This is a genomic window from Siphonobacter sp. (assembly GCF_048595215.1).
Taxonomy (GTDB): Bacteria; Bacteroidota; Bacteroidia; order Cytophagales; family Spirosomataceae; genus Siphonobacter.
The window spans coordinates 1-11,488 of sequence record NZ_JBMDWJ010000396.1 but is presented as its reverse complement, the minus strand read 5'-3'; the positions used below and the strand labels follow the sequence as shown (position 1 = coordinate 11,488).

General features: G+C 48.2%; 9 protein-coding genes and 1 tRNA gene. 6 read left to right on the top strand and 4 right to left on the bottom strand.

Going from position 1 to position 11,488, the window contains the following annotated elements; genetic code table 11:
* Positions 1 to 81: 81 nt before the first annotated feature.
* Entirely contained in the window at positions 82 to 870 is a 789-nt protein-coding gene (locus tag ACOJTG_RS24145) for a succinate dehydrogenase cytochrome b subunit (protein WP_420156156.1), read from the bottom strand.
* Positions 871 to 1,285: 415 nt separating this feature from the next.
* Here ACOJTG_RS24145 and ACOJTG_RS24140 point away from each other — a divergent pair, with 415 nt between their 5' ends.
* The 6 genes from ACOJTG_RS24140 (at position 1,286) to ACOJTG_RS24115 (ending at position 7,896) form a co-directional block, all read left to right on the top strand.
* Positions 1,286 to 4,135: a gliding motility-associated C-terminal domain-containing protein gene (locus ACOJTG_RS24140; RefSeq protein ID WP_420156155.1), complete on the top strand. Its 2,850-nt coding sequence runs from the start codon at positions 1,286 to 1,288 to the stop codon at positions 4,133 to 4,135.
* A 110-nt stretch (positions 4,136 to 4,245) separates the two neighbouring features.
* A complete protein-coding gene (locus ACOJTG_RS24135; RefSeq protein ID WP_420156154.1) occupies positions 4,246 to 4,632 on the top strand; it encodes a thiol-disulfide oxidoreductase DCC family protein in 387 nt (128 codons plus the stop codon).
* Between the two features lie 43 nt (positions 4,633 to 4,675).
* Positions 4,676 to 5,563, top strand: coding sequence for an ACP S-malonyltransferase (gene fabD / locus ACOJTG_RS24130; protein WP_420156153.1), 888 nt, complete (start codon positions 4,676 to 4,678; stop codon positions 5,561 to 5,563).
* Between the two features lie 131 nt (positions 5,564 to 5,694).
* Positions 5,695 to 5,765, top strand: a tRNA-Gln gene (locus tag ACOJTG_RS24125).
* Positions 5,766 to 5,997: 232 nt separating this feature from the next.
* Positions 5,998 to 7,209 (top strand): phage integrase SAM-like domain-containing protein, encoded by a 1,212-nt coding sequence (locus tag ACOJTG_RS24120; RefSeq protein WP_420156152.1) that lies wholly within the window; start codon positions 5,998 to 6,000, stop codon positions 7,207 to 7,209.
* Between the two features lie 210 nt (positions 7,210 to 7,419).
* On the top strand, positions 7,420 to 7,896 hold the full coding sequence (locus tag ACOJTG_RS24115) for a hypothetical protein (protein WP_420156151.1): 477 nt from the start codon (positions 7,420 to 7,422) through the stop codon (positions 7,894 to 7,896).
* 176 nt (positions 7,897 to 8,072) lie between these two features.
* Here ACOJTG_RS24115 and ACOJTG_RS24110 read toward each other — a convergent pair whose 3' ends face one another.
* The 3 genes from ACOJTG_RS24110 to ACOJTG_RS24100 all read right to left on the bottom strand — a co-directional run.
* Positions 8,073 to 8,741, bottom strand: a complete 669-nt coding sequence (locus ACOJTG_RS24110; protein WP_420156150.1) for a hypothetical protein — start codon at positions 8,739 to 8,741, stop codon at positions 8,073 to 8,075.
* 39 nt (positions 8,742 to 8,780) lie between these two features.
* Positions 8,781 to 10,841 (bottom strand): hypothetical protein, encoded by a 2,061-nt coding sequence (locus ACOJTG_RS24105; protein WP_420156149.1) that lies wholly within the window; start codon positions 10,839 to 10,841, stop codon positions 8,781 to 8,783.
* Positions 10,838 to 11,488: hypothetical protein (locus tag ACOJTG_RS24100; protein ID WP_420156148.1), on the bottom strand; the 651-nt coding region annotated here is incomplete at its 5' end. The genes ACOJTG_RS24105 and ACOJTG_RS24100, both read right to left, overlap by 4 nt.

Genomic DNA, 11,488 nt, shown 5'->3' with positions numbered 1-11,488 from the left:
TTCAGATTATAAACTCCGGTCAAATTCCGGACGGATGACTAACGAGAATACACACACCTTCACTAAGGTTGAAGGCCAAGGTTACGCTCCTAAACTCTTAATGTAAAAATATATAGGCATGGCCGCAAAAGCCAGCGGGATACCAATACCAAATACCCACACGCCAAGAAAACGAATCAGCGGATTATACTTGGGGTGATTCCAACCCAGCGTCTGGAAGGCACTCCAGAATCCGTGAACGAGGTGATAAGCCAGAGCCGCCATTCCCAATACGTAGAACAATACCAGTAAGGGATTAGAAAAAGCTATGGTCGTTTCCTTGTACAAATCCTTCACAACCGTAACCCGGGTTTGAGAATCTTCGCGTACGAACTCTTCCATTCTACCTTTAATGGGTTGCCCCGTATACGGCGTAGAAGAGATTTCACCCGTTACCAGACTTTGTTCGTACTGGCGATACGGTACATCTCCGTAATGATACACATACCAGAAATCGTGCATGTGTACGACAATGTACAGCAACAGCATCGTACCTAGCAAAGCCATGTTACGACTAGCCCAAGTACTTTGGTTATGAACCACTACATACCGCTGTGCTCCACGGGCTTTACGGTTGTCTTTTGCCAGCCACAATCCCTGAACAGCATGCCAGAGAATGAATGCATACAAGCCGTAAGAAACGACTCGGATGGGCGGGAACGTAGACATGAAGACGGCATACTTATTGAAGCCATAGCCTTCATCGTGATTGAACAATTGCAGGTTACCGCTCACGTGTACCACCAGGAAAGTACATAAGAACAATCCGGTTAAGGACATAATGAGCTTGCGGCCCAGCGAACTCGAAAAAGTTTGTGTGACCCAGGACATCGTTTTTTGACTCGAAGAACAGTTAAAAATGCAGGGAACCAACCCCTAATTAGGCGTCAAAACTACGGCACAAACGGTGGGTTGCCAAAGTCGATTTCTGATTTTTTGCTAATTAAAAATACCTTTTGCTTTCGAAAAGCGTTCAGCATTTGAAATTAGTGCCTACGTCAAGGCTGGTCCAGCTCTGTTTCAGTACCTTATTGTCAGAACATTTTCCCCCAGGAAAAAAACTTCTTTAGCAGTGAAAAAGTTTGTTGTAAAAACAATTGTTTTCAGAATTGAAAGAACATTCAAATCTGTACCTTGAACCTGTGTTATACCCGTACCTTTACAAGCCTGATCGTTGGGCATCTGTACCCATTACCGCTGTTTTTTGAATACTACCGAACTGATTGTCTGATTATACCAGCGTAGCATGAGAACCCTTTACCGTTTATTTGGATTACTGGTTTTTACCATTTGTGGCTTAACCTCCACGGCCTGGGCTACCCACGTGCGGGCCGGAGAGATTACTTCCCGCCGGATATCCAGTACCAGCTTAACCTACGAGTTAACGCTTACGATTTACTGCGACTATCAAGCTGGTAAACCTGCGACGGATGGCACAGCGGCGGGCGGCGTAAGATTTTGTTTTGGGGACGGAACCCCCATTCAAAACACGCCCCTCTTCACGCAAGGTTTACCCAATGGAGGCTTAGTAGATGTGGGGAATAGCACAGTACGACTCATCTTTCGTACCACCCATACCTTCAGTGCTCCGGGTACGTATACCGTTTCCGTTGGGATCGATAACCGAAATAAAGGAACCCTTAATATTACCAATGGTAATTCGGATAACTATCCCTTCTTCGTTGAATCCACGTTGGCGATCAACTCCTTTCTGGGTTTGAATAGCACTCCGGTTATGCTGAATCCCCCCGTTGACTTTGAGGCTTGTGCCGGTCAACGTTACATTCACAACCCCAGTGCATTTGATGCCGATGGAGATAGTTTAGCCTACCGTTTAACGCAAAATAAATCAACGCTCGTAGGCGAGTCCTGTAATGGTTTTGTGATTCCGAGTATTGTATACCCCAACGACATTCCGAATTGTAATGACCGTAACGAAGCCAATACGGGTGCTGCGGGTTATACGATTAATGCTACTACCGGAGATTTAATCTGGGATGCCCCTACTTGCCCCGGCCAGTATAACGCCGCATTTATCATTGAAGAGTGGCGGAATGGCGTGAAAATTGGTGAGATCACGCGGGATATGCAGATTATCGTTCGGGACTGCCAGAATAAACGGCCTACGTTAGAAGTTCCCGATGAAATTTGCGTAGAAGCAGGATCAACGGCTACGTTCAATGTACGGGCTACGGACCCCGACGGCAACCGCCTGACGATCACTTCTACGGGAGGCGTGTATCAGCAAACGCCGCTGGGCGTGAACCTGATTCAGCCGGCCTTTGGTACATTCACTACGCCCACGCAACCACAAGCCTCACCGGCCACGGGTACCTTTAGCTGGCAAACCAACTGTACGCAAGTACGGCAACTGCCCTACGAAGTACTCTTCAAGGTACGGGATCATCCCGGATCGGTTCAACCCTATTTGACTGATAGCAAAACAGTAAAGATACGTGTGGTTGCTCCCGCTCCTAAAAACTTGCGATCAGAACCCAGCGGTACGGGTTATGTCCTCAACTGGGATGCGTACCCCTGCCAGATTACCGGAGCCCAAATTGTAATTTACCGCCGTCAGGGTTGTACCAATCTGACTCCTGACATCTGTAAACCAGGCCCACCGCCGGGTTACGTGGAAGTGGGTCGCGTTCCGGCTACGCAAACGACCTATACCGATAATTCCAGTGGTCTACGGCCTAATACGGAGTACAGTTACCGGATTGTTGCTTCGTTCCCTGGCCCCAATAACCTGACACAGTTTACCAGTACGTTCTCGAATCAGGCCTGTCAGCGATTACCTAATCAGGCTCTGTACATAACCAATGTGACCGTTGATGAAACGTCGACTACGCAGGGTCAGATTACCGTAAAATGGACGCGGCCCGAAGGTACGGGCGCCCGTCAGTATCGCATCTTCCGGGCTACGGGTTTGAATGGTACGGCCTATACGCAAGTAGGCACGATCAATACCAACTTATCCGCTCCCCGTACTAACGATACCATTTACGTGGATCGTGGATTGAATACCGAAGCGAATGCCTACCGCTACCGCGTAGATGTGTTCAACGGTACCACGCGGCAGGATTCTTCGCAGGCGGCCAGTAGCGTTCGTCTGAGCGGAAGCGGCCAGTCCCGTGCGATACAGCTCTCCTGGCAGGCCAATGTCCCCTGGAGCAACGATAACCAAACTCACCGCATTTACCGTCAGGTACGGCCGGGTGTGTACAACCTCATTCAGCAAGTAGCTGTACAGGGCCCTGGAACGTATACTTATACGGATAATGGACGAGACAATGTGACCTCCGACGGTGACGTGAGTACGACGCTTTCGGCGGACTCTACGTATTGTTACCGGGTAGAAACGGTGGGTACGTACAATGACCCAACCATTCACGGGGGCTTGTTATACAACTTCTCTCAACGCTTGTGTCTGACGCCTACCGATACGACTCGCCCCTGTCCGCCCGTGCTCTCGCTGGACCAGCTCGACTGTGCCACGTACGTGCAAGGCATCTGCGAAGAAGGTCCGTATAGCAATAAATTAAGCTGGACGGATGCCACGACGGGTCCCAACGGTGCCGCCTGTGATCCGAACATTGTTCAATACAACATTTACTACAAACGCTACGGCGATACGGGTGATTTTGAGAAAATCGGTGAAACCAAATCGCCTCCCAGCCGCAACTTCACGCACGACAACCTGGGTAGTTATGCTGGGTGTTATTACGTGACTTCAGTGAATCGCTTTGGTACGGAGTCGGTGCCGAGTAACACCGTTTGCAAAGACAACTGTACGGATTACTCCCTACCGAACGTAATCACGCCCAACAGTGACGGGAAAAACGATACATTCGAACCCATCCGTTGTCCTCGTTTTGTGAAGAACGTACGGTTCCGGGTATACAACCGCTGGGGCGTAAAAGTCTTCGAACGCAATGACAATGTGCTCATTCAGTGGGACGGACGAACCGACTCAGGCAAAGAACTGGCGGCGGGTACGTACTACTACGAAGCTCAGGTTACCTACGAACGCCTGAACCGGGCTGACGAAAATCGTCCGGCCATTCTGAAAAGCTGGGTACAGATTATTCGCTAACCCGTTTTCATCCCGAATACAGAAAAAGGAACTGCTTGGCGGTTCCTTTTTCTGTATCGGAACGTTTCACCCCTTACCCGTGTCTTCAAGTAACAGCAAGGCTTTCACGCATGGTAGTCATTCTTTTTGATGGCGTTTGTAACTTCTGTAACACCACTATCAACTACATTCTAGATCACGACGGCGGAAGGCATCAGTTTGCTTCCCTGCAATCCGCGTATGGTCAGTCTATACTTGATCAACTGAATCGGCCTTCCCTTGATTTTGATAGTGTTCTGCTTTGGGAAGACGGTCATATCTACGAGAAATCGGAAGCTGCCCTCCGCATTGCCCGCCATGTCAAGGGATGGAAATGGCTCTGGATCTTTCGTTTTTTACCCCTTTCAATCCGCGACCGCGTCTATAGTCTGATTGCCCGAAACCGCTATCGATGGTTTGGTAAACGTGAGAGTTGCCGACTGCCGAGCCCCGAAGAGCGGCTTCGTTTTGTGGGATAAGCCGGGGAAGTTCTATTTTTGCGGTTCTATCAAACTTGTCAGTATGAAAGCTTATATTTTCCCGGGTCAGGGATCGCAATTTTCGGGTATGGGAAAAGACCTGTACGAACGTTCCGAAGAAGCCCGCATTCTTTTTGAAAAGGCTAACGATATTTTAGGGTTCCGCATTACCGACATCATGTTCAGTGGTTCCGACGAAGAACTCAAGCAGACCAAAGTTACACAGCCTGCCATTTTCCTGCATTCCGTGATCCTGGCCTCTATCACGCCCGATCTCAATCCGGATATGGTCGCAGGTCATTCCCTGGGTGAATTCTCGGCTCTGGTTACGGCGGGTGTTTTATCGTTTGAAGATGGCGTACGACTGGTTTCCAAACGGGCTCTGGCGATGCAGCGAGCCTGCGAAATCAATCCTTCAACGATGGCGGCCGTTCTAAGCTCGCTGCCGGATGAGCAGGTAGCTCAGTTGTGTGAGCAGGTACGTCAGGAAACGGGCGAGATCGTCGTAGCGGCTAACTACAACTGCCCGGGTCAGCTGGTCATTTCCGGTTCGCACGAAGGCGTACGTATAGCGGGCGAACGCCTCAAGGAAGCAGGAGCCAAACGCGTATTACCTTTACCCGTGGGAGGAGCGTTCCACTCCCCTTTGATGGAACCTGCTCGGGAAGAACTGGCTGCTGCCATCGAAGTGACCCCTTTCCATACGGCCAAGTTCCCCGTGTACCAAAACGTAAACGCCCAACCCGCTACGCAGATTGACGCCATCAAAACGAATCTGATTGCTCAACTCACTGCTCCCGTACGCTGGACGCAGTCGGTACAGGCCATGCGAGCTGACGGAGCCACCTTATTTGTTGAATGCGGCCCGGGTAAAGTGTTACAAGGACTGGTGAAAAAGATCGACGCCGCTGCAGAGACCGCAGGTGTGTAATTTTTTTTCAATGAAAAGCGATTCGTATTCAGGCATTTAAAAAAAATTGCTCCCTGAATTCAAATTTATTTTCAGGAACGACTTGACAAGGCTTTCAAAAACCCCCTATATTTGCACCACGGAAACGGAATTGACCGATGGTGTAATGGTAACACAGGAGATTTTGGTTCTCTTATTCAGGGTTCGAATCCTTGTCGGTCAACAAAATTAGAAGTGATCACCCAGCTACTCAATAGCTGGGTTTTTTTTTGTTCACTCTCAACCTTTTAGCCCTCCTGAGCCTCAAAACCTTATTTTAGGTAGGACCTTGGTAGGACCCCCCAAACGTTTCAGGTAGGACCCCAGGGCCTACATGTGGCACCCCCTTTTCGACTGCTCTCAGTCTCTAGGTGCCGCAGGCGGGTTCAGCCATGCCTCGGAGAAAAAATCCACACATGACTATATTATTTTACCTTAGCCAGTCAAAGACTGACGGGTATGCTACTGTTTACCATCGCATTTCACTTGATGGTAAACGGGCAGAATTGAACAGTACTGGGGTCAAAATTCGTATTGAACACTGGGACCATGCTACCAAATCTGTCAGCAAGCAGGACCCCGAAGCTTTCTGGAAGAATGACAAACTTTCCGTCATTCGAAATAAGTTAAATTCCATCTTTTCCGATTTCTACCGAAAGGGTCAGCCCGTATCGGCTGAAAAGGTCAAAGCGATCTACGAGGGAAACACCGCAAACCTGACTTTTATGGAGGTCTTTGCTCTATTCCAGAAGGACGCGGCCAAACGCGTAGAAGCTGACCGGAATGAGAAGCTGAAGCGAAAACGCCGGCTTTCCCCGGATACGCTCAGGCAATACGAAACGCATCGGAAGAAGGTATTAGCCTTCCTTATTGCTCAGAAACGTCCCAGGATTGCCGTAGCGGATTTTGACGACCTAATAATTGATCGTTTTATGGCCTGGATGAGTGACGAGTTGAAGCATGAAGACAGCTACACGTACAAGGTAGCCGTTACCGTGCGGGCCATTACGGCGTTTGCCAAGCGAAACCGTTTTATCCAGGAAAATCCTCTAAACGACGTACTCCTATCCCAGCCTACAGCAAAGAAACCAGTTTCCCTCTCCCTTCAAGAATTCGAGGATCTACGCGACCGGCCTTTTAAAAATCCTTTCATGCAGCAAGTGGCTGACGTATTCGTAATTTACTGTCGTACTGGATTCCATTATTTGGACCTGAAGTTAATGGCTAGTAACGCCGAAAACGCGGTACGTCCGGGCGTGGATGGAAAAGATTGGATCTATCACAACCGGGCCAAAACCACTATCACGGCAAAGGTTCCGATTTTTTCAGAAGTTAAAGCTGTAGTCGAAAAATATGGCGGCTGGGATAAGCTGCCGATTATTAGCGATCAACAGATGAATAAGTGGCTGAAACTAATTGCCGCTGAGCGTAACCTTTACCCAAAGCTTTCGGTAAAGATTGGACGTAGTACAATCACCGATTGGCTCCTGAATGTGTTGCACTGGTCTGAAGACTCGGTTAAGGTGCTGTTGGGTCTGAAAGGGAGGGACACTTTAAAACACTACGGCCGTTCAGATGAGCGAAAAGTTGCTCAGGAAATGGCACGTTATCAACTTGAAAATCAATAAATTTGTAACACTTTAACACCGTAAGACCTGTAAGGCACTGAGCCCACCGGCTTGACGGTACCGGAAGGCTTAGCGTGTGATGAAGTGAGTAGAATTGACTCGAAATATATTGATAAGGGGTAACTATACCTAGTTACCCCTTATTTTTTTGAACAAAATCCATTAATTTGGTGCCTTTAACCCAACGATAACATCGTTTCAGTCCACCTAATGAAAAAAGTATTATTAGTACTTTGTCTGAGTACTCCCCTCTTTGTGCACGCTCAATCCGATTCCACCCAGTCTAACAAATCAACTCTTAGGAATTGGCTGGATCGTCGTAATGAACGCCTCGATCAGCTAAAGCGAGAAGAAGATTTTGAAGAGCAGCAAAAAGCTTCCAAGCGTGCCCAGCGAATAGAGCAACGCCAACCCGGCGTTAATCTTCAGGAACCCATTGACCAGGCTAAACGAAACGCCTATCGAATCCAGAATGCCGGCTACGCGTTGAAGTCTGGAGGCGGATTAATCCTGGGCGGTTTTGGCGTGGCCATCGCCGGTGCTGGTGTTGGAGCCTTTCTTAACAGTGATGGAAAAAACGGCAATGGCGTCGTTGTTGGTGCAGCAGCTGCAGGCCTGCTACTAAATATTATTGGTTGCGGTCAGATCATTCGATCCGGAAGAATTCTTACCGACTACGAAGATTAATTTTTGTCCTAAATGATAGTATATAAAAAGCCGATCGGGGTTCGATCGGCTTTTTTCGTTTTCAGAATAAAATTTGGTTGTTCAGCTGAAAAAACCCGCTGCACCAGGCGTGGCCAGGCCGGATCTGGCTATGCTCCTGGGCCGCTGCGGGGCCATGTGGCAGGTAGCAGCCAAATTTAATTTGGTATTTGCGTTTCGAGGGTCGTTATTACTTCATAGGCAATTTGGCGGATACTATGCAATACTAAGTCAGGCATTTTGTGATGAATCCCCTTGCTATAATATTCCAATCCTATTGAATGATCCCTTGATAGTCTAGCGAATGTCTCATCAATTTCTTTGTCAATATGGGCTCCCCCATCTCGGTTCGCCACTGTCGTAATAAGGTCATGACGACTAAATTCTTGTTTATGGCGATCCTGTATGATAATGTTTTTCGTCCACCATTCATCAAAAGAAATAAACTCCTGATTTTCAATGGACATTGATAAAGAATTGAATTTGGCAACAAATACAGGATTACCTAAGCCTTGACCGTGATCTACCATTTGTGCATACACAAGTCCGTGAAAGCCCATAACATAAAAACTGTTAGCTTTAAAGTGAGTCGATGTGTTAAGAAACTTGATTTTATCCTTAAGCTCTAGATGCTTTAAAAGAGAAGTACTTGCTCCCGTATCGTGAACTAGTATACGGATAATTATGGCCATACGAGTCGCTTCATCTAGGTCACCTTCATCAAATTCCTTACAAGATTTTTTCAAAAACTTAAGTTGAATTTTCAAGGCATCTTGAAATTCATTTATCGTCCTTGCTCTTTGAGGTTCATCCGTTTTTTTAGCCATTGTGCAGGTCAATATTATTTCAAGTCAAAATATAAGAATTTAAACTCTTCGAACTGTAATTTCTGCCGCCTGAAAAATTCCCGTATCTTCTAGTGTTATATCAATGGTATCGACCAAGTAATTCAGGCCAGCCAGGTAGATTTTCTTTTCCCACCGAAATTGCTGAAGGTCCACCGGGTCTAGCATGATTCTATACTTTTCAGTACCCGGTTTTGATAGCAGTTGGATCCAACCAGCAGCAAAGGTTTTCAGGACTCCCTTATCCCCTGTCAGTTGCAGGGAATATTTTTCCGTTTCACTGTCGGCCGTTGTGATCCGGTGTGGGGGGTATTCATCACCGGCCCGGGGTGGTGCAACGGGGTTGGGTATCGTACGATCCGGAACGTAGAACATGATTCGGCCCGCGTTTAGGCTGGTATCAGCCTGACCAAATAGCGGAGAAACGCCCTGCTCCTTCAGTGTCGGGGTCATGCCTACCTCTTTGGTTTCCTGCTGCCAGTTCCGGGAATAAAAAGGGCTATTCGGGTCGGTCTTATTCACGGCTACGACTTTAGTTTCCATCCGGACGGGGCAAAAGGGAAGCTCGTACTTTTCATAGTCCAGTTCCCAGGCTGCATCTACTTCTTTATCCGTCGGTACGGACACAAAAAGCGGGACTTCTTTCTTGGTTTTTTCGTCTTCGGATTTAGCCAGGCCATCACTTGAATCTAGGGCGTAGGCTAATTGTTGGGGCTTTTCATCTTCCGTGTCAATCTCGCGGGTGTTGGAGAGTTTATCCGTCCAGTCGATCGCAGCGGGTGCCGCTAAAATATCCTTCACAAAGACGATTAAGCATTCCTTCCGGGCGGGGTAAAAGATGGGCTTAAAAAACAAATTTCGGCCGAAACTATTCAACCATTCTTTTAGCGTCAGATCTGGCAAATGGTCCGCTATTTTCCAACTCGTTTGCCACTGGTTATAAGCCCGGGTCGTACCTGGTACCTGCTCATCGAGGCTACGATTTACCCAGAGAATTACCCGCTTTAGGTCATCATCCGTAAAAACCTGATCATTAAGCTTATAACCTAGGATGTCACACGTTTTTTCAATAGCCCAGCGTAGGTAGATCGCCGGTGATATAGAAAACCGGGTCGGGTTCTCAAAATTCATCGTGTAACCGCCCAGGGTAGTACCTATTCCTTGCGTTACTGCATTTACGTAGCCATTCCAAGATTTGTTTTCGCCGTACCAGTCCGGGTTTTTCATCATCGGCATACAGTAGCGTTCATCCCGCTGGAGAAAATTCCCCTTTTCATCGCCCTGGAGGGGTAAAACCGTTTCCGTTACGCTGAGCGTAATAGTTACCGGCCGTATTGATACGCGGCCATCGATGGTCGTGGTAATCCTGATCTTGTAATCCCCCGTTTTGGGTACGAACATAGAAAAGCCGGTATCACTCCCTTCAGCATCGAATCCCCGCAAATCCTGTCCTTTGTAGCCGTTAGCCTGGTAATACGCCCAGGGCTTTTCCCGGTCTTCTGGCATCTTCGCTACTTCCTCCATCATGCGACTGGCAAAATCGGCCCAAAACGGGCTGGGTAAGTAGTCGCCAGTTCCCGACTGGGTAACGCCTGAATACAGTTGTCCGAATAGCACTGTCGTGCCTGCCATTACTTCAACGGTCGTGCGAAACTGGGAGCCGCCCAGATCTGGCACGGTAGCCGAATACAGCATAATCGTAACCGGCAATTTTGGATAGGTAACCGTGCTAAAATCAAAGCGTTTGAGCTTCCGTTTCCAGTATTTAGCAGGTACGTTTCCGGGTGGAATCACCAGGTTACATTTGTACTGGTTCTGATTCGTTTGCCGGCACTGTAGTGTCCCAACCAGCCGGTACGTTCCGCATTCAAGTACGCATTCGTATTCTTTCCGCCGGTCGGCTTTTGCCCGGGCCAAATGAGTCCAGCTCAGGATCTGGTTATTTTGCTCGCAAACGGGGATCAGGAACTGATTCGTATAACTGCCCGGCTGATCATCGGCAAACAGGGGCGATTGAAGGGTAAGCCGGATTTTAGGCTTTTCCCCCAAAACCAACGGCTTACCATTTACAAGTAATTTCATAGAGAAAAATAGGGGCTGGAATCTTCGCTGGTAACAGTGAATTCGAGACTGTAGCCAGGCTGAGCGGTATTAACGAGTTCGGCCTCCGTACTCGATACGTTGCAGTAGTGGTAAAGGCCGTCTTCCAGAATTGCCGCTTTTTTGGAGCGAAGCAGCTCCGAAAAATAAGGCATCCACCCGGGCGGATAGTGGCCGCTCCGATAGGTCGTCGCCAGCTTTTCTATCCTGGAGGACATGAAGCTTTGCGGGCGATTGTGCGGAGCAGATAAGAGCGGCGACACCTCACTTTCGTACGTGGCTTTCGTGATAGTTTCCCCTAAAAGGCTGATTGTATCGTATACGCCGAAACTGTTCTGAAAGGTAATAAAGGCCTTTTTTTCGTACGGGGTTCGATCTATGTAGTACGTCCGGACGTGGGTCATGCGTTGGTTCCGCTGGTTAACGATCGCAACCTCGTATTTACTCGTACTTTCCGGAAGGGCTATTTGCGTGGGTCCGATCGGAATGCCGTAGACGCCGTACGTTTTTGCATCGATGCCGTAGGCGTTAAACTGCTGGGTGCTGCCATTATCTTGCGTGCAAAAAATCTGCACGGAAAGTACTTCATCTTCAAAGTTGTGCAGGTAATACAAGTATTCTGGCTGATC

Bases quoted from the DNA above. Each gene is read 5' to 3' on its own strand.
- ACOJTG_RS24135 (WP_420156154.1), top strand. From the start codon at position 4,246: ATGGTAGTCATTCTTTTTGATGGCGTTTGTAACTTCTGTAACACCACT.
- ACOJTG_RS24145 (WP_420156156.1), bottom strand. From the start codon at position 870: ATGTCCTGGGTCACACAAACTTTTTCGAGTTCGCTGGGCCGCAAGCTC.
- ACOJTG_RS24105 (WP_420156149.1), bottom strand. From the start codon at position 10,841: ATGAAATTACTTGTAAATGGTAAGCCGTTGGTTTTGGGGGAAAAGCCT.
- ACOJTG_RS24115 (WP_420156151.1), top strand. From the start codon at position 7,420: ATGAAAAAAGTATTATTAGTACTTTGTCTGAGTACTCCCCTCTTTGTG.
- ACOJTG_RS24120 (WP_420156152.1), top strand. From the start codon at position 5,998: ATGACTATATTATTTTACCTTAGCCAGTCAAAGACTGACGGGTATGCT.
- ACOJTG_RS24140 (WP_420156155.1), top strand. From the start codon at position 1,286: ATGAGAACCCTTTACCGTTTATTTGGATTACTGGTTTTTACCATTTGT.
- fabD (WP_420156153.1), top strand. From the start codon at position 4,676: ATGAAAGCTTATATTTTCCCGGGTCAGGGATCGCAATTTTCGGGTATG.
- ACOJTG_RS24110 (WP_420156150.1), bottom strand. From the start codon at position 8,741: ATGGCTAAAAAAACGGATGAACCTCAAAGAGCAAGGACGATAAATGAA.